Annotated in this window: 20 protein-coding genes; 1 reads left to right on the forward strand and 19 read right to left on the reverse strand. The window is 41.1% G+C overall.

Annotation, left to right across the window (positions count from 1 at the left end; genetic code table 11):
* Positions 1-256: 256 nt before the first annotated feature.
* The 9 genes from M8E35_RS11480 to M8E35_RS11520 all read right to left on the reverse strand — a co-directional run bounded on the left by M8E35_RS11480 (position 257) and on the right by M8E35_RS11520 (position 6,501).
* Positions 257-991: a nitroreductase family protein gene (locus tag M8E35_RS11480; protein WP_252469425.1), complete on the reverse strand. Its 735-nt coding sequence runs from the start codon at positions 989-991 to the stop codon at positions 257-259.
* A gap of 97 nt (positions 992-1,088) precedes the next feature.
* Entirely contained in the window at positions 1,089-1,451 is a 363-nt protein-coding gene (locus M8E35_RS11485; protein ID WP_252469203.1) for a phenylalanine--tRNA ligase beta subunit-related protein, read from the reverse strand.
* Between the two features lie 143 nt (positions 1,452-1,594).
* Complete coding sequence (locus tag M8E35_RS11490; RefSeq protein ID WP_252469205.1) at positions 1,595-2,917, reverse strand: MATE family efflux transporter; 1,323 nt, start codon at positions 2,915-2,917, stop codon at positions 1,595-1,597.
* A gap of 90 nt (positions 2,918-3,007) precedes the next feature.
* Positions 3,008-3,838, reverse strand: coding sequence for an AraC family transcriptional regulator (locus M8E35_RS11495; RefSeq protein ID WP_252469207.1), 831 nt, complete (start codon positions 3,836-3,838; stop codon positions 3,008-3,010).
* A gap of 65 nt (positions 3,839-3,903) precedes the next feature.
* Positions 3,904-4,119: a hypothetical protein gene (locus tag M8E35_RS11500; protein ID WP_135551150.1), complete on the reverse strand. Its 216-nt coding sequence runs from the start codon at positions 4,117-4,119 to the stop codon at positions 3,904-3,906.
* A 1-nt stretch (position 4,120) separates the two neighbouring features.
* The gene (locus M8E35_RS11505) at positions 4,121-4,798 is read right to left on the reverse strand and encodes a response regulator transcription factor (RefSeq protein ID WP_252469209.1); all 678 of its coding nucleotides are present in this window, start codon (positions 4,796-4,798) and stop codon (positions 4,121-4,123) included.
* Positions 4,799-5,011: 213 nt separating this feature from the next.
* Positions 5,012-5,920 carry a VOC family protein gene (locus tag M8E35_RS11510; protein WP_252469211.1) on the reverse strand — a complete coding sequence of 303 codons (909 nt, stop codon included), beginning with the start codon at positions 5,918-5,920 and terminating at the stop codon, positions 5,012-5,014.
* 32 nt (positions 5,921-5,952) lie between these two features.
* Entirely contained in the window at positions 5,953-6,057 is a 105-nt protein-coding gene (locus M8E35_RS26915; protein ID WP_373887440.1) for a DUF3102 domain-containing protein, read from the reverse strand.
* Between the two features lie 102 nt (positions 6,058-6,159).
* Positions 6,160-6,501 carry a winged helix-turn-helix transcriptional regulator gene (locus M8E35_RS11520; protein ID WP_252469213.1) on the reverse strand — a complete coding sequence of 114 codons (342 nt, stop codon included), beginning with the start codon at positions 6,499-6,501 and terminating at the stop codon, positions 6,160-6,162.
* A gap of 113 nt (positions 6,502-6,614) precedes the next feature.
* Here M8E35_RS11520 and M8E35_RS11525 point away from each other — a divergent pair, with 113 nt between their 5' ends.
* A complete protein-coding gene (locus tag M8E35_RS11525) occupies positions 6,615-7,007 on the forward strand; it encodes a pyridoxamine 5'-phosphate oxidase family protein (RefSeq protein ID WP_252469215.1) in 393 nt (130 codons plus the stop codon).
* Between the two features lie 333 nt (positions 7,008-7,340).
* Here the strand turns inward: M8E35_RS11525 and M8E35_RS11530 are convergent, their stop codons facing one another.
* The 10 genes from M8E35_RS11530 to M8E35_RS11575 form a co-directional block, all read right to left on the reverse strand.
* Entirely contained in the window at positions 7,341-8,090 is a 750-nt protein-coding gene (locus tag M8E35_RS11530; RefSeq protein WP_252469217.1) for a phosphate ABC transporter ATP-binding protein, read from the reverse strand.
* Positions 8,087-8,914, reverse strand: coding sequence for a PstA family ABC transporter permease (locus M8E35_RS11535; protein WP_252469219.1), 828 nt, complete (start codon positions 8,912-8,914; stop codon positions 8,087-8,089). The genes M8E35_RS11530 and M8E35_RS11535 overlap by 4 nt, the downstream gene beginning before the upstream one ends.
* 31 nt (positions 8,915-8,945) lie before the next feature.
* Positions 8,946-9,818: a phosphate ABC transporter permease subunit PstC gene (pstC, locus tag M8E35_RS11540; protein WP_252469220.1), complete on the reverse strand. Its 873-nt coding sequence runs from the start codon at positions 9,816-9,818 to the stop codon at positions 8,946-8,948.
* A gap of 97 nt (positions 9,819-9,915) precedes the next feature.
* Positions 9,916-10,830 (reverse strand): phosphate ABC transporter substrate-binding protein, encoded by a 915-nt coding sequence (locus M8E35_RS11545; protein ID WP_252469223.1) that lies wholly within the window; start codon positions 10,828-10,830, stop codon positions 9,916-9,918.
* 222 nt (positions 10,831-11,052) lie between these two features.
* Positions 11,053-13,731 carry a PEP/pyruvate-binding domain-containing protein gene (locus M8E35_RS11550; protein WP_252469225.1) on the reverse strand — a complete coding sequence of 893 codons (2,679 nt, stop codon included), beginning with the start codon at positions 13,729-13,731 and terminating at the stop codon, positions 11,053-11,055.
* A 31-nt stretch (positions 13,732-13,762) separates the two neighbouring features.
* Positions 13,763-14,848, reverse strand: a complete 1,086-nt coding sequence (locus M8E35_RS11555; RefSeq protein ID WP_252469227.1) for a C45 family autoproteolytic acyltransferase/hydrolase — start codon at positions 14,846-14,848, stop codon at positions 13,763-13,765.
* 144 nt (positions 14,849-14,992) lie between these two features.
* Positions 14,993-15,628, reverse strand: coding sequence for a TetR/AcrR family transcriptional regulator (locus M8E35_RS11560; RefSeq protein ID WP_252469228.1), 636 nt, complete (start codon positions 15,626-15,628; stop codon positions 14,993-14,995).
* Between the two features lie 95 nt (positions 15,629-15,723).
* Positions 15,724-15,999 (reverse strand): recombinase, encoded by a 276-nt coding sequence (locus M8E35_RS11565; RefSeq protein ID WP_309446460.1) that lies wholly within the window; start codon positions 15,997-15,999, stop codon positions 15,724-15,726.
* Positions 16,000-16,173: 174 nt separating this feature from the next.
* On the reverse strand, positions 16,174-16,656 hold the full coding sequence (locus tag M8E35_RS11570; protein WP_252469229.1) for a GTP-binding protein: 483 nt from the start codon (positions 16,654-16,656) through the stop codon (positions 16,174-16,176).
* Between the two features lie 629 nt (positions 16,657-17,285).
* Complete coding sequence (locus M8E35_RS11575; RefSeq protein WP_252469230.1) at positions 17,286-17,771, reverse strand: pyridoxamine 5'-phosphate oxidase family protein; 486 nt, start codon at positions 17,769-17,771, stop codon at positions 17,286-17,288.
* Between the last annotated feature and the right edge of the window lie 73 nt (positions 17,772-17,844).

Genomic DNA, 17,844 nt, shown 5'->3' on the forward strand with positions numbered 1-17,844 from the left:
CCCTGTAAAACAGAGTCAGTTAAATTTTGGCTATAGAGCCTCTTTTTCTAACTGTCTATTTTACAGGGTCCATTTTAAAAAGATTTTAGCCCCTTTTTTAGTGGTCTCTCCCCAATCGACCTGGCATGAGTACGAGTTCGTAACCATTTGGGATAAGTTAACACAATATAAATCAAATCGCACTTACGGGAACAGTTACCCGTTCAAAAGAAAGGAGAGCCGGGCAGCTCTCCTTTCTTTTTTTACCAAAACACCTTTATAAAATTCTATAATTTGCAACGGCAATTAAATCTTCATCTTCATCCTTTTTTTGCCCTGCATATAACATTCGTTTAAACTCATAGCCTTTATTCTTCATGGTAATTTCCATAAAGCACAGAAATATGCCCATATCAATGCTATTAAAATATGGGCGTCTGCCTTCCGGTATCATGGAACGAACTTGCGTTGAGCGATATATTTGAATATCCGCGCTCTCGCAAAAAACACGCCATGGCTGCGAATTACACGAACTTGGCGCATACCTCACTACATTTGCTACATCTACTAAACTCTCACCATTCCAAATAATCGCTAATTCTTTGCGTTTTGCTTTCGTATAATCTTTTCTGAATTCTACCGAATGACCTTTACCAAAAGCCAACATAATCACAAAATCCAATCCGCCATACTGTTGCTCAGTGGTTTTCCCCATACCATACCAACACGCGCCTATATTTTCCGAGGCCATCCATAAATCGAGCTGCGCCAAAACGTATCCTATATTCAAAAGATAATCCTCTTTTTTTTCACTGTAAACTAAAAGGCAGTATTCTCCACGTTTACACGTTGTTTTATCTTGTTTAACGATCTGATATTTTAAGTTAATATCATCAACTAAAGGTGGAAATTTGTAAAGCTGCTGCTCAATCTTCTGCAATTCCTCATTTGAAAGCGCAAGTGTATCATCAAAGCGTCTGAACGATTTTCGTTTAAATATCATATCATACATATCATACAAAATCTTTCTCTCCCCTCATAGAACATATTCGGAGAGTAACCGATTAAAAAATAATATTCAACTTAATTTTTAAAATATCCTTTCATTGCTATCCTTCAAAAACCTGATTTAAACAAGTAATTGATTTTTCTGAAAATATACGGACATAAGATTCAATATCTCTCAAATGTTCACGCACCAATTGTTCTTCTACTCCGAAAGGCGCATATACCGTATAAATAACACGGGTTGTATGCTCCGTTATGGCAGTTCGCAGGTCCGGGCCCCGAAGGATACTTGAGATGATGGCTTCTTGATCCTCAATCATAATGTCACCAGGTATGGTTGTTACATTATGACCACTCAGAGTTGTGAAGCTTTCGCTCCCAGTTGAGACTTTCAAACTCAGCGGTGTCTTTATTTTATCGAGATCGTGGCTGGCTGTCAGAAACGTATTTTTTAGCTCCGCCATAACATTGCTTCAACCAACGTTGTAGAACCTGCCGCAAAAAGGGCAGGTTTCACACATGTCAGATATTCTATCTGCAGGAAAAGATTATTCACATACTGCCTGACAGCAACATCATATTCTTAATTCCTTTAGGGGCTATTCTGTTACTCCGCCGGACACTTTTCATTTTGCCGAATTAAAACAAAGGTTATGATAATCGTAAAGGCTTCTGTTACAGGTGCTACAAGCCATACACCTGTCATACCAAATAATGAAGGTAATGTGAAGATACATATTAATAACACCACCAAGCCTCTGGAGGAAGAAATGAGTGCTGACTCTTTTGCTTTTCCAATGGATGTAAAGTAGAAGGTGGTAATGGTATTGATTCCCGAAAACAAAAAGGAAAACATAAAAATGCCAAGTCCTGAACGAATTAGGATTGCAACACTTTCACTGCTGACAAAAACATTGCTAAACCAGTCTGACACAACTGACAATATAATCATGACCGCTGCTCCTGATAAAAATACAAACAGATTGGTCAACTTTCGAATCGTTTTGCTTAATTCAATTTCTTCCGCACCATAAGAGAAACTGATCAGGGGACTCGCACCCTGTCCAAAACCAATAATGACCATTCCAAATAAATATGCCACATATCCTACTATGGTAAACGCAGCCACTCCCGGAACACCTACTGTTCTCATAATCACCCAGTTATACGCAAACATAGAGATACTCATGGACATCTGTCCAATGAATTCTGAGCTACCGTTTAATACAGTATCCCGTAACACACTTTTTGAAAATTTCAATCTCCGGAACTTGTAAACACTTGATTTTTTCAGAAAAAACATAACCATACAAATCAACCCGATTAAAAGTGATATAAACGAGGCCGTAGCAACCCCCTCTATACCAAAATGGAACCATCGTATGAATAAATAATCCAAAAATATATTGCTTACTACAGTCAGGATATTAATCAACATAAACAACTGCGGTTTACCTTCTCCTCGAATAAACATGCCAAACGTAGAATTTACGATCATAATAGGATACGCTATGATCATAATGCAATAATATTTTTCAAAAAAGCTGGCAACCTGTACATCCATATTAAGTGCACCCATAATAGGTCTGAAAAAAGCAAGCACAAGTATACTTAATATTAACGATACAATGATGGTGGACATAACGGTCTGGTTAAACACATCATTACTTTTCTTTATATCCCCTGCTCCCAGTGCCATTCCCGCAATTGATATGCCCCCGACGCTAAGCATGAGACCCACTCCCAAATAAATAAACAAAATGGGAAGACCAAGATTTACAGCAGCAATGCCTTCCTTCCCAACATAATTTCCAATAAAAAAGCCATCTACTATGGTAATAAGAGAAGTTAGCACCATTGCAATAATTGAGGGGATGGAAAACTGTAAAATCGTCTGCACCATTTTGTTTCTAATACTTTCTAAATTCATAAAAAATAGACTCCTTTCAAATCGAACTATAACTCAGTGGCAGTTCTCATTATAGAAAGAAGTCTATTTTTTTACTTCTGAATTCTTGCTCTATTTAATCGGTATACACAAGTCCATCACAACATGCATGTTTTCTCTATCAACCGCCCGATAAATATCCAAACCATATCTTTCATCCATTTCATAGCCACTACATGCCAGCCAGATATTAAAGATACCTTGAAAAGCGACAAAAATCTCCTGAATGAATCCTTCGAAACGGTAAACTGCAAATTTGCCGCCTTTTATAGTGGTCACGTTATCCAGAGAACAGCGTTTATCAACTGTCATACAGATATCATATAAACATTGCTCTACACTTGTTATGGAAGGATCGTCATAGGATCTTTCAATCAATAGCGTATTTTCCGTAAAGAAGTTTTTATACTTTTCTGTAAAGGCGCACCAATTATTTCCCAGATCAATATAGTTTCCAATGTGTCTTTCATAGATAACAAAGAAATCATCAAATACCTGAATTGAAGTCTGTTGATTATATTCTTCAAATGATTTAAATTTGGCAAGATCAGGATAAAAGGGATGAGGTACACAGGTAGTATTCACACTCTTTCGAAATTCTGCCGGAGAAATGCTATGATGCTTCTTGAATACAGAACTGTAATTTGATGAACTATATCCATAGTCAAATCCTATGTCAGTAATGGACCTGTCTTTTTCAATCTTCAGTCGAATAGCACTTTGTTCCATTTTTAACCGTTTTATGAAGCTATAGATACTCTCTCCGGTTTCTGCCTTAAAAACTCTGCTAAAGTAATATTTTGAAAAATTACAGTAATTTGCAACATCTTTAACGGTAATTTCCTCATCTAAATGAGGCATGATATAATCAATACTTTGATTTACCAATTCGTTTGTGATCATAATACGCAACTCCCATTGCTTTCTGCTATCATTTTACAATAACATCATATATTTAACTAGAAAATCTAAGGTGCCATAGCTCGCTTTAGATATTCGGTTAGCTTTTCTATTTGCTGATATCTCCATCTCGTAAACATGAAGGATACTGCACCCATTAAAAGCAACGCTAACAAGGCGATGATCCCTGAGACGGGATTAAAAAAATAGCAGGCAACAAAACCTACTATTACAACTGCAGCCAAAAGTGTGATATATAGTTTAATTTCCTTATTTCGCAACACCTTAGCTGCCCCCTTTATATCCGATTCCACGAACAGTTTTGATAATTGATGGGTTTTGACTATCATCCTCGATCTTTTCGCGCAGACGTTTAATATAGACCGTTAAGGTATTATCATTGACAAATTCCCCTGCAAAATCCCAGAGACCTTCTAGAAGCTGATTACGACTGAGGACTTGTCCCTCGTTATTCGCAAAAAATAAGAGCAAGCGATACTCTAGAGAGGTTAATACAATTTCCTGTTCTCCTTTATAGACCTTTGCCTGTGCAGTATCTATCTTAAGATTACTCAACTGATAAACTGTTTTTATAAGCTCTGTCTTGTCATACCTGCGAGTAACAGATTTTAGACGAGAGAGCAGCTCTCTTATTCGAAAGGGCTTTGTTATATAGTCATCAGCGCCCATATCGAGACCCATAACGACATTAACCTCGTCATCGATTGCCGTTAAAAATATAACTGGGATATCGACCTTTGCCTTGATTAATTTGCAAAGATCATAGCCACTTCCGTCTGGAAGGGATAGATCAAGGATCGCTAAGTCAAAGCTATTCTCATAAAGTGTAGTTTTTGCTGACTTAACATCCACACAGTGAGTTACAAGATATCCTTCTTGGGTGAGTGAGTAGCAAAGACCTGACGCAATGATTCGATCGTCTTCAACAAATAGTATTTTCATTTTGCCATGATCTCCTTGTCTCTGTAATCAATTCCCTTAACCTTTTCCGCCACACCTCATAGTGAACTAACAAGGCTTCCCATACTCTTCCATCGTGTATTCGTTAAATTCAACAGTATGGTATTAGCCACACTATGTCAAGAAGAAGCACACCCTAAGACAGACAAAAGGAGCATCACGTTTCATGATGCCCCTAACCGAATCAACCATTACTCATCCAGGCGAATACTTCATGGACTGGATTATTTTATAAGCCTTTATCAATTCAGCAATATCAAATTTCTTCATTTTAAGAAATGCTTCCGTTACTTGTGCCAATTTTGCAGCATTCTTAGTCTGCATCATCTCATTCATTACCGTGGGGACAATTTGCCATGAAAAGCCATATTTGTCCTTCAACCAACCACATTGTTCTGCTTCAGGGACTGCGGATAGCTTATCCCAATAATAGTCGATTTCTTCTTGAGTATCGCACATCACCATCAAGGAAATGGCCTCATTAAACGTAAAGTTGTGCTCATGAGCGCTGTCCATCGCTGCAAAGGTTTGGTTTTCAAGTACAAAGTCGACATGTTGAATCGTGTTAGCTTTGTCTGGGGCAGCATCCTCGCCGTATCTAAGGATATGACCAACACTTGAATGTTTAAATAATGATGTATAGAAGCGGATGGCGTCTTCTGCATTTCCACACTGATCCCCGACAAACATCAGCGTTGGGGTTATTTTTTGCTTAATCTCAAAATCACCCATGTACATTACTTGCCAAGAAAGGCCGTATTTGTCCATTACCCATCCATATTTTTCGCTAAACGGATAGGAGTCTAGCTCCATCAGCGCTGTGCCATTTTCGATAAGTTTGCCCCATAACCTTTCAACCTCTGAGACAGAACTACAAGCAATCAGAAAGGATACCGCTGGCGTAAATTTAAATAAGGGTCCCGCAGACAGCAACATGAATTCTTGTCCAGCAAGCTCAATTGTGATCATATCCACGGAGCCTGATGGTGTGTCATTCAAGATAGTTTTGTCCTTGAGTTTTGATCCTTCAAATAGGGACATATAGAACTTTGATGCCTCATCGGCTTCCTTGTCAAACCATAAGTGTGGGACAATCCTTTGCATATAGGTCTCCCTCGCCTTCACGCAGATTTTCCTCAATTATACTGCGTATTTAGAGAGACTCCAAATTTATAGAAAAACCGCTCCTCTTCCGGGACCCCAAGAAGGATGAGCGCCTGGGTGTAGGTCAAATTCGTCACCAGTGACGAATTTGGATTACCGTCACTGTCGAGGGAAGCAAGCAGTTTGTCCCATACTCTTCGCAGAGCTGCATCAGTACGACATGAAGGCAGCTCTTCAATTTAACAATTCTTATCCTTCAAAGTTTCGATGTATTCGTTTCCCCAAACTGCCAATTCTGCCAACACTTTTTTAAACTTTATCCCAATATCACTTAAAGAGTATTCGACCTTTGGCGGGACTTGGGGATAAATCTTTCTTTCAATCAATCCGTTCTCCTCCAAAGTGCGTAACTGTTTCGTCAGCGTTGACTGGGTTAAATCAGGCAACTGCCGCTGCAATTCTCCAAAGCGCATGGTCTTTTTTCCGAGATGGTAGAGAATAATTATTGACCATTTACCAGAAAGAACCTTCTGTGCAGTTGTATAAGGGCATATCCCAAATAAATCTTTCTCCAATTCCACAATCTCCTCCCGACAGTATCTATTTAGATACTATGTATCATAAATAATCGTACTTGTTATTTCAAGACTTTTACTGTAAATTTATTGTATAAATTTGAAAGGAGATTTCTTTAATGCAAGAAGTTTTTGATTTCTTAAAGAAGTGCCAGACTTATTACTTAGCAACCGTCGATGGAGATCAGCCACGAGTTCGTCCCTTTGGAACTGTCAACATTTTTGAGGGTAAGCTTTATATTCAGACTGGTAAGGTAAAGGACGTTTCAAAACAAATGACAGCAAATCCCAAAATTGAAATTTGCGCTTTTAATGGCCAAGAATGGATTCGTATCCAGGCCGTTGCAGTAGAGGATGACCGTGTTGAAGCAAAGGAGAGTATGCTTGAAAGCTATCCTACACTTCAGTCTCGGTACTCTGCAACAGATCCTAACACCCAGGTATTGTATTTGCAGGATGCAGTAGCTACGATAGCTACCTTTACAGGTGAACCTAAAATAATTAAGTTCTAATTTCCATTAAATAGCCACTTAAACATTACAAGCCGCCTGGCACTGTGATATGCTCCCCATTTTCGGTAGTAGGTTAGAATTATTTAACCTGTCTACCTTTAGGGGAGCATACCTGTGAACGGTGGCTTGTTCTTTTCACTTTTTAATCAATCATTAAAACACATCAAAAAGACTCATCTGATCACTTTCCGGAATTCCTTTAAAGCAGCCAAATTTCCGAAGTGAATCGATCGTGGCATTCCCAATCTTAGCCCTTTTCTTCACATCCTCTACGGAATCGAAGGGCTTTTCTTGGGCCGCGTAATTAATCCATGCAACAACAGAGAAGAAACCCTATCCAAATAATCCTTGCAGATATTGTTTTGTTTCTTCTTCTTGAGGGTTTGTGAAAAATTCCTCAGTATTATTCATTTCGATGAGCTTACCTTCTAGGAAAAAGGCAGTACAATCTGCAATTCTTCTCGCTTGCTGTAAATTATGAGTAACAATGACGATGGTATAATGCTGGGAGAGCTTCACGATCAGATCCTCAATTATTTTAGTATTATGGATATCAAGGGATGAACAAGGTTCATCCATCAATAAAACCTCAGGTTCTACACATAAGGAGCGAGCTATACTGAGTCTTTGTTGTTGTCCACCTGAAAGCTTTAAAGCAGACATCGTTAAATGATCTTTTACTTCCTCATAAAGTCCACATAATCTTAATTTAGCTTCGATAATCCTATATAAGTTGACCTTACCTCTTACGCCATGATATTTCAAAGCGTAGGCTAGATTATTATAAATCGACATGGGAAAGGGTGTGGGTTGTTGAAAAACCAGGCCAATGTCCTTCCTTAACTTTGCTAAGGGTATCTGATGAATAGACTTCCCCTTAAAGAGGATCTCACCTGATACTCTTGCTTGCTTTTCCTCGTCAATGAGTCGATTTAGAGTCCTAAGCAAAGTGGTTTTTCCACAACCGGATGGCCCGATAACCGCTAAGATTTTATTGTAAGGAATGGCCAGATTAACCTTTTTAAGTATTTCCGCATCCCCAATAGCGACACTTAAATCGTTGAGTATTAGATGATGTTTCATCGCTTTCCTCTCATTCCTAGTAGGGTAGGCACTGCTGCTAATAAATTAAGGAGTAAAACTAAAATCATCAAAACGAAAGCTGTACCATAAGCGTTTTCTAAGGAGATTCCTTGCCCTATTAAAACATAGAGGTGATAGGGCAAGGACATAAAGGGCGAGGCTAGGGACTCTGGCACGGGTGCATTCATCATGCATCCTGTCAGCATGACCGGGGCAGCAGCTCCCATCGCAAAACCTGAGGCCAGGGTGATGATTGAAAGGATCTGTTTTCTATACATTGGTAATAGCAGGTTAATGATGGTATAGGATCGATTGATGCCTAAAGAAGCCGACGCTTCCAGGAGCTGTTTGTTGGTCTCTAGAAATAGTTTTTGTAGCCTAATTTGAATATAGGGGAAAATCATAATGGCTAGAGTTAGGCCAGAAGCAAGGATCGATAATCCAAGCTCTAGCTTAATGACTAAAAAGGCATAACCGAAAAGTCCCAATACTATAGAAGGAATACCTGCAATACATTGAATGATTAGGTTAACGACTAGCTTAATCCTATCATCTCTACAGTAAAAAACCATATAAACTGCTGTAAAAAAGGCAAGGATCGTGGCAAAGAGGCTGGCAATCAAGGTAACAAGCAGGCTGCCTGCAACTGCTGGCCAGATGCCTCCTGCTGAACCCACCGGAAAACCCGCAGGTTTTGCCAGAATGAAATTCAGGCTTATAACTCCCTGGGCTTTTATGAAAACGAAACTCAGCAAAAAAAACAGAAGGCCTATGGAGAGAACAGTGCTTAAGACAGTCCAGCACCTCAGTGGAAAATTAGTCATGTTAATATTATCACCTCTGTTCCTCTCTACCTCATTCGAGATGTTCAGTCAAGTTCTTCTTGATTAGATAGAAAAGAGCGTTCAGGAAAATCAAGAACATCATCAGTACAAAACCCGACGTAAAAAGCGCGTGGTAATGTAAACTCCCAAGACCCGCAGTTCCTATTTCCAAAGCGATGAGCGCCGAAATGGTCTCACCTTTCCCTAGCAGTTTTGGAAGAATCGGTGAATTTCCCATGACCATCATCACTGCCATCGTTTCACCCATCGCCCTGGAAAAGGCCAAGATCATGGAGGTTAAAATTGCCCCTTTGGCGTTCGGCAAAATTAGAGCTCTTAACATATAACTCTTAGAAACACCCAAGGCTAGAGAGGTTTCCTTATACTTCTTATAGGATTTTTCCATTGTTTCTGTGACAGATGAAACGATGTACGGTAAAACCATTACTGCTAGGACAATTCCACCGCTAAGGATGGATTCACCGGCGGCCAGTCTAAACGTTTTCTCAAGAAATTTTACCACAACCAGAAGACCAATAAATCCATAAATAACGGAAGGTATTCCCGCTAACACCGCCAATATTGATGTAAAAAAGCCCTTTAGCCTTTCATTTTCAAGCGCAGCTAACTCTAGGGCACAGCCAATTCCTATCGGTAGAGAGATTAACACTGCAACCATTGAGACATAAAAGGTGGCTAAAATCATAGGCAGAATTCCTACCGTTGGCTCGCTAGCTAATGGGTTCCAGGTTAACCCACTAATAAAGTCCAAGAAATTAACTTCTTGAAAAATCAGCATGCTTTCCTGGGTAATAAAAAAAATCACTAGAAATAGCAAGACTACTGAGATTACCGTAAAGATTGTGCTTAAAATGCTAAATAGTTTTTCAAAGGTCTGCTCCACAAAAAACACCTCATCTGAAAAGACGCTCATTGGATATACTAGTGCAAAAAATTCAGAGGCTGAGTGCCCCTGAATTTTTTGTTTTCCTTATCTGGTACTATCTATTAGGAACAAAACCTAATTTTTCGATAATGTCCATCCCCTCGTCGGAAACGACATAGTCCATGAACGCTTTTTCTTGGGGTAACAGGTCTCCCTTTTTAAGTACAATCAGAGGTCGGGATACTTTGTAGGTACCATTCAAAATATTTTCTGACGTTGATTCTATCCCATCCACTTTAAAGGGAGCAAGTTTCCCTTTATTCTGATTAACCATACCATAGGAAGCATAGCCTATAGCATTTTCATTCTCAATAATTTTTGTAACTAACGCTCCCATAGAAGGTGCTTGAATCACATCGGCACGAACCTTGGCGTCTCCCATAATCGCTTTTTGGAACACCTCATGCGCTCCACCCCCGATATCACGAGTCACAACGACAATTTCTGTTTTTGGTAAAAAAGGATCAACGTCATTCCAAGTCTTAAATTCTCCGGCGAATATTTTCTTTATCTCTTCTGTCGTTAGTGAGTCTTTTAGTTTTGTGAGATTATTCTTAGGGTTCACGGAAATGGTTAAGGCATCCATGCCCAGTTTAAATTCCTGATACCCTTCAATTTTAGATTTTTCTTCATCGGATACCTTTCTGGAAGCCATACCGAAATCACTAACACCATCAATGATTGATTTAACACCTGCACTTGAACCGGCGCCAGATACATAAATTGCGATATCCTTTTTAGCAAATTGGCTATCAACTTTATCCCATGTCGCATAGTGCTCATTAAAGTTAGTCGATAATTGCGATAGGACTGGTGCTAAGGTTGTGGAACCATAAAACTTAATTTCTGATTTGAATTGAGTCTTAGCATCCTCGAGAGGTTTTGACCCCCCCGCTTGGCTGGAACATCCCACTAAACCAAAGGCCAACGATACGACCAAAAAGAGTGCGGTTAAAACTTTCCTGTTCATGTTTCTCCCCCTTATTCTAACTATCTACCCATATAATTCATCCGTAGGAAATTATATGATTGTTTTTTAAATATGTACAATATAAGTTTTTAATGATGTTATTGGCATACGTTTTTGTTATGTTAATGGCCCAGGAGAGTTATCTCAAACAAGGCCTATATCGGACGTGCCTTTTCTTCCATATAGCCACTAAGTAACCTGATTGATTTATAACAATCATGATTAATTCAGGGATGCTTCATTTATATAAACACGGCCTTCATCCCCATCAACGGTGACGGTCTGACCATCCTGAATGGCCTTCATAACACCTGGCACGTTAATTACACTTGGAATCCCATATTCTCTGGCAACAATTGCCCCATGCGACACATAACCTCCGGTTTCCATTACCACGGCCCCGGCTTTCAGAAACAGAGGAGTCCAACCCGGGTCGGTAGATGGAGCTATCATGACTTCGCCCGGCTGCAGTTTATTTCCCTCGTCAGGATGATTGATCAACCGGGCTGTGCCCGTGGCTTTACCGGCCGCAGCTCCCACGCCCTGCAAGTAATTTCCTGAGGGAATGATAGCAGCTTGGGTACGTGTTGCCTCATTACCCTGGATAATGTCCGGAGGGAGAACTTTCTCATTGGCTTTATGATTTGCGATGCGGTCTTTCACCAGGCTTTTGAGCCTAATCCCATTCCATTCCCCACCTAATATTGATAATATCTCGGGCCAAGTGCAGAAGAAAATATCGGAGGATTTACGAATAAGGTTTCGTCTAGCAAAGCGGTCGCCCAACTCAATCGCCAGAGAACGATAGGGTTGTAAAGCCATGACCAAAACCGATTTAGTCATTTCTCGCAATCCTGCCCCCCGCTGGGCGTCAACAATTGTTTTGTGGATTTCCTCCAGTTTATCAACGGGAAGTAAGGCAGTGATTTCCGCCCAGGCCTGATTAAACTTTTCCTTTTGACGGACTCGCAAGTCGTCCAGATTGGCAGTGGCCATTGTTGTCCTTATAATATCAAACAGATAGGTAGGGTCTTCCTGCCAGCGGGGATTGATAATGTCCAATTCATATACAGTTCTATGACCATATTCTTTTATGAATTTACGAAACGCCTGTTTAAACGGCGAATTTTCCGGAAGCTGTTGTTCCCATAAAAGCGGTAAAAAGGGACGGTTGTTAAAATATTGTACTGCATCATCATCCTGGCGTGCCTGTTCGGCCAATTCAACCAGGCGATACCCCTGATCGGCACTGGTTATAGAAGCACCTCCTCCCGCCATCAAGCCGTTGATAACCATGGGGGTCTTGGCACCCATAACCCCAAAAAGATCTTGCATCAGAATTGCCAAAGGCATCCCCCCGGCTCCACTTAACCAGGGGTATTTTTCACTATAAGATTTAATGTTTTTACCCAAAGCCTTAAAAATATCTATCAAGGCATGATCCGGCAAAGCTTTAAATCCCTCTTCAGGCAGATCTTCAAGAGCAACAGTCACTCCGTAAAGGATGTCGGTTACTTTGGCAGCTGTATCCTTAATTAAGGTCATAGTCCGCATGCCGGTTTTTTGCCGTCTCACACCTGCTTCCCCTTCAAAAGGGTTGAGATCATCGATTTCAATTTCCGGCTGGTGCCCTCCCCAGATAAATGTCAGATCATGAGGTAATGTTCCATTACAATCGTAGTGAGCCCAGTATACTGCCGACATATTACAGTATAAGCGGCCGTTAAAGAACCGGGAAAACTGAATTCCATCCGGCACCGGATAGCCGGGATCCGAAAAAGTAGTAATCCATATAGTGTCAATGATATCTTTAAGTATTTGTTTATGAAGTGGAGATACGACCATGGGAACCGCATCCCGGTAATTGGCATTTGACCACACCGTCGGCTGATTTTTGATAGCCTCGAAAGTACGATCCGGTAAAGTGGTGACCGGGCGGGCTTGAACCAGAACAAAGTCATTGCCGTCAAAAGCCCATTCTATGTCTTGCGGCTCTTCTCCGTTTCCCAAAGAGTCGAAAACTCGGGTTATCAATTGGCTCAATCTTTTTATATCCTCATCACTTAAAACCTGCTCTGACCTTCGACTGCCACTGGAAGCCAGATAGACCCCTCCGTCTTCGCGAGTCTGAGTCAGCCCTGATTTGGAACCTAATTGTTTCATTCTGATTTCCGGCAGTAAGGTATAGACAGAAGGTGCAACAAAGTAGGTATCAGGCTTTATGGCTCCGCTTACCACGGATTCTCCCAGACCGAAATTGGCATTAATTACATAAACATCCCGACGACCGCTCTGAGGGTCACAGCTAAAAGCCACGCCGGCCGACCGGGCCTCGGCCATCTCCATAATGATAACAGCAGGCATCAATTCGAGGTCGTCTATATTTTGTTTACGACGATAGGCTGCGGCCCTGGGTGTCCACAGGGATGCATAGCAACCCTTGATCGCTTCTGTGATGTTTTCCAGACCCCTGACGTTAAGGAAGGTATCATGGATGCCGGCGAAGGATGCCTGCCGCGAATCCTCCGCTGAGGCCGAAGACCTGACTGCTACCGCTTTATTATCTAATCCCTCGGCAGCTAACTTTCCTCGTATGGCTTCTACAGCAGCTGGGGGCAATGTTGCATTGATTATTTGTTCTCTTAAGCGGTACAGTATAGTATCGGCATCGCCCAGATTCTCACCATTTATCTGGCGGGAGATTAATTTTAGAGAATGACCAAGCTGGTTGTAATCTAAAAAGTCTTGATAAGCTGTAGTCGTTAAAACCCATCCATAAGGAATCTTAAAGCCATACCGTTCCAGTCTGGATAAGTTCCAAGCCTTTCCCCCCACCATACTGACGCCGAGCTGAAAAGCTTCTCTCCAGGAAACTACGAAATTACTCGCTCGATTTTGCATAGGATCACTCCATTTACCCGGGTATTATCATTTAACCAATCTCATACCGTACATACTCGTATTCGCAGGGATTGCCGGCGGCTATATAAATAGCTCCTTCCGCCGGAACCATGATGAACGAGGCCAGAGTCACTGAGGGGGAGGGACCTGAACAGTCGTGACGGCAAATGGCGTAAGGATGGTTTTCATGGTCGGTCAGAGCTTCCATGGCGGTTTCTGGCGTGATCCGACCATAATCTTTATACATCTGGTCGCGGATCCGATCGTAGCGATTGAGGCTCTCAGTAGCCATGGCAGGAGGAACGATTCCCTTTTTGGCCATGTAGGCCATCATATTGTCAGGTTTGAAACGCTCCGTCAGGTAATGATTGGAGTGCAGCATAAGATCATCTACCGGCTGAATGACCTCATAGTCGTTATAGGTGCTTTCAATACCTATAATGACTCCATTGGCGTCGGCTAATTGAAAATAACCCAGGCCGCGGGCGACCTGTTTCAGAAGCCTCATCGCCTCATGGATATTCTTCTGTCGCATCACCCGGGGCATATAGCAGGCCAAGGGAAGATGGAAGTCATAGTTCACACCTAAAGTACCCAGGGCGCAAATGCCGTAACCAGCGGAAGAGAAGGTATATTCAGTAGAATTGGAGAAGCTTAGGATATATTGGTCCGGTCCGCCTGCATGATGAACCTTTAAGAAGTCAATGGTGGCACCCGGCGACCAGTCGATATTTTGGCCCATTAAGGTTTGTCCACCGGCAGTGGCCTTCCCGGTGGCAGCAAAAGCAGTGCACAGGCCGCTGATCTGTTGATAATAGAAGAGCAGTTCGTTCATGCACCGCTGGGTTATGATCTCGTTAAAACTTAACCCGGTGGAATCGGCTTGTCCTTTCAAAATGTCCACCAGATAGGGGTCGAATTCCTGGATCTGAGTTGCGAATTTCATGGCTGTTGTAATCACGTCTTCCTTTTTAACCTTGTACATTAACTCCATATTGCGAAAGCTATTTTCAGAAATTTGATGGATACTCTCCCGACAGCCTTCACCCCATTGCAGTCCGATCTCATATGCGGTACCGCTGCACTCTACAATCTTGAACTCTTTGGTCGTCTTCATCAAAATACGCTCCTCTCATACACGCTTTTATATATCCTTTTTAACAAAATACCTGCTCCTGGCAAGAGAATCTTAACCCATAGTCAAATCATCCCAGAGATATCCCTTTGACCTTCTGGCATTCTTCCCGTATGGTGTATTGGATCACTCCTTCTTCAGTGAAAGATAATTTCGAGTATTATCTTGCTTGCCCAAAGCCCCGTAAAGTACCAGATCCACCAATCGAACGGTTTCCTCCCGAAGGTTTACCCGGGTATTGTCTTTTAGCCAATCTAACACCATTGCTGTACGCATGTATTCAATAATACCGAACACTCTTTCAATTGGGATGTCAGAACTAATTTTACCCCTTTCTTGATCAGCACGTAATATATTCATAATAAGAGTCTGAGTGCCACTCGATTCAAACTTGTGATTGGGTTCCTGCAACAAAACCTTCATACGATATCTTAAAACAATGCCGCAAAGTTCCGGGTTCAACTCCAGCCAGTCATAGCGATTGTTAATGGCTGAGATCAATTGTGATCTTGTATCCGGTAGATCAGAAAGTATTTCTGACGTTTCCCGTGCTGTCTCTTTAGATATGCTCCGTACATACTCATCTGCGATTGCTTCTTTGAGGGGGAAATAATTATATAACGTTTTCCTGGCCACAACCGCTTCGGCTGCAATTTGATCCATAGTTGTACTTTCAAAGCCCTGCCGATTAAACAACCCACCCGCTACGGCGATGATTCTGTCGCGAATCTCCTTTTTTTTTCTTTCAACCAGACCATCCATTGGTTACTCCTCCAAAATGATTAATCCGCACAATATATACTAAGTATATTTTTACACTGAGTATAAGTATATTATTCACCCTCTTGTTTTAATTGTCAAGAACAGTTTGACCCATTCCTGAAGTTCGGGTTGCTGACCGTTTTCTTACCAAATAGGTCGGAAAATCGAAGCGTTACAGCGTCCATCAGTTCCATCAAACCGGAACGATTCAGGATAAGATCGTTTCCTAAATCATGGGAATAACCAACCACAGTAAAACACATTTGGCTGGCATAGCTATCTAGTTTTTCGTGCTGACCTTTCAAAACACCATGTGTATCCTCCGGTGCATCGATACGACAATAAATCCATGCTCTTTTTGCTTTTTCCATACAGAACCCTCCATTTCATTTTCATTAATGTCACATTCATAAGGGTCATGCACTGTTACCTATTTTTGGTAATCATCGAATCCGATCATGGTAACAAATGAAAACCAAAATTATACGGTAACAGAGGAAAATGTGAAAGCGACATTCCTGTGGTCAGGAATGTCACCAAAGCTCCTAGGAGAATAACACAATCGAACTGTCTTTTAACTGTTCGGACATTAAGGTTTCCATAGCGTTTTGTAGCCTTCTCCATCTCTTGGCGTCGACAATGGTTATAATATATGCGTCAAAACCAAGACTCTCCAATATGGCTTTTCCAATGCTTCCGGGATAAGCAACCCCTGTCGCCTCGATAATCAGCCACTCCGGATTAAGCGCTTTTTGGATATTTTTAATGCTGGAGACCAGCTCTCCGGAAAGAGAACAGCAGGCACACCCGGCAAAGAGATTATCCACCTTGAATCCGGCATTTAACATCGGATGAATCCATAGATGCAATACTGTGCGGAGACATGCGGATTGGATGTCAAGTCTAAAGATTTGATAGGCAAGCCCTTCGGAAAACGGTTTCCACATGCCGCTTTGGATTTCCCCTATATGTGGTTTGAACGGGATTTGCAGAGCAGGAACGATGGATTGATCTAAAATACAATTCAAAAAGCTGCAACATTGGCATAGCTTATGTTGCAGCTTTATCGTACTAGGGTAGCATATCAAAGCTTTAGGTAAGTCCAGATATCAAGAGTCTCCATTGTGTTTCAATTGCCCTTAGTGGAAACAGGCCAAGGTTCCATAACATTCCGATTGTTTACGCCAAGGTAGTGACTGAGGTTTTCTACATTGCTATCTGCAATTGCAGCTAAAATTCTACGTTTCAATGGAACCAGAACCTCTAGCCTTTCCCATTATGTAATAATTAAAGGCAATCAGTTCTTAAAATATGATACTGATTGCCTTTTTTCGCCTAGGGTTGACGCTGAATTAAAAAGTCCGAAAGCTTGCCTGTCTGTTTTTAGTTAGCCAACACCCGGCTCATTGTAGTTTGAACATGGTAAAAATTTTAAATAAAATCATTCATTGATATCAATTTTCGTGGTGGGAAAATTGAAAAATCCTCGTCCCATACTATCCTCCGTTAATTTTTATTGGGGATTAGTGCGCCCAAAAATCTAAGTCCCCGGCAATACACCCCACGTTCCATCACACTTATCTTTTCATATAGCGGAGCTAAATTAACATCTCTGTTGGATGAATTACACATACTCTTTTTAGAAGGAAAATAGTTATTATCTTTTAGCGTTGACGTATTCAAGGGCTTCCTTGCCAGTTATGTGCTCGACGTCAATTGCAACCATATAAGATTGCGTACATCCGGATATTTCCTTATGCTTGGCTTCTTCAGGTTGATCTGCTGAATACTTTTCAACTAAAGCCTCAAAAGCTTCCAGCCTTTCATCACCTTCTACAATTCTAGCTTTACCAAAAGCAATAACGCTGCGGAAATAAGAAGTAAATTTTTCACTTACTATGGTATCTTCATCTATTACTGAAAAAGATACCTTTGGGTTCTTCGTCATAGCATCAATTTTATGTCCGGCTTTTGCTGAATGAAAATAGATTTTGTCATTCAAATAGACATAGCTAAGTGGAACTGCGTACGGATAATCTTCATCACCTAAGCACGCCAGGACACCATTTGTGCATCTGTCCATTACAGCTACGGTGTCTTCCATTGATAATAATTGCTTACCTCTTCTCATTTTTCTAAACATTATTATTTCCTCGCTTTCATTAACTAACTTTCATCCCACTATGCTTTAGGTGAACTGGATTGCTCTTCTGCTG

The organism is Desulfosporosinus nitroreducens (assembly GCF_023897015.1).
Taxonomy (GTDB): Bacteria; Bacillota; Desulfitobacteriia; order Desulfitobacteriales; family Desulfitobacteriaceae; genus Desulfosporosinus; species Desulfosporosinus nitroreducens.

Bases quoted from the DNA above. Each gene is read 5' to 3' on its own strand.
- M8E35_RS11560 (WP_252469228.1), bottom strand. From the start codon at position 15,628: ATGGATGGTCTGGTTGAAAGAAAAAAAAAGGAGATTCGCGACAGAATC.
- M8E35_RS11525 (WP_252469215.1), top strand. From the start codon at position 6,615: ATGCAAGAAGTTTTTGATTTCTTAAAGAAGTGCCAGACTTATTACTTA.
- M8E35_RS11545 (WP_252469223.1), bottom strand. From the start codon at position 10,830: ATGAACAGGAAAGTTTTAACCGCACTCTTTTTGGTCGTATCGTTGGCC.
- M8E35_RS11505 (WP_252469209.1), bottom strand. From the start codon at position 4,798: ATGAAAATACTATTTGTTGAAGACGATCGAATCATTGCGTCAGGTCTT.
- M8E35_RS11555 (WP_252469227.1), bottom strand. From the start codon at position 14,848: ATGAAGACGACCAAAGAGTTCAAGATTGTAGAGTGCAGCGGTACCGCA.
- M8E35_RS11550 (WP_252469225.1), bottom strand. From the start codon at position 13,731: ATGCAAAATCGAGCGAGTAATTTCGTAGTTTCCTGGAGAGAAGCTTTT.
- M8E35_RS11530 (WP_252469217.1), bottom strand. From the start codon at position 8,090: ATGAAACATCATCTAATACTCAACGATTTAAGTGTCGCTATTGGGGAT.
- M8E35_RS11490 (WP_252469205.1), bottom strand. From the start codon at position 2,917: ATGAATTTAGAAAGTATTAGAAACAAAATGGTGCAGACGATTTTACAG.
- M8E35_RS11575 (WP_252469230.1), bottom strand. From the start codon at position 17,771: ATGTTTAGAAAAATGAGAAGAGGTAAGCAATTATTATCAATGGAAGAC.
- M8E35_RS11485 (WP_252469203.1), bottom strand. From the start codon at position 1,451: ATGGCGGAGCTAAAAAATACGTTTCTGACAGCCAGCCACGATCTCGAT.
- M8E35_RS11565 (WP_309446460.1), bottom strand. From the start codon at position 15,999: ATGGAAAAAGCAAAAAGAGCATGGATTTATTGTCGTATCGATGCACCG.
- M8E35_RS11535 (WP_252469219.1), bottom strand. From the start codon at position 8,914: ATGACTAATTTTCCACTGAGGTGCTGGACTGTCTTAAGCACTGTTCTC.
- M8E35_RS11480 (WP_252469425.1), bottom strand. From the start codon at position 991: ATGTATGATATGATATTTAAACGAAAATCGTTCAGACGCTTTGATGAT.
- M8E35_RS11495 (WP_252469207.1), bottom strand. From the start codon at position 3,838: ATGATCACAAACGAATTGGTAAATCAAAGTATTGATTATATCATGCCT.
- M8E35_RS11510 (WP_252469211.1), bottom strand. From the start codon at position 5,920: ATGCAAAGGATTGTCCCACACTTATGGTTTGACAAGGAAGCCGATGAG.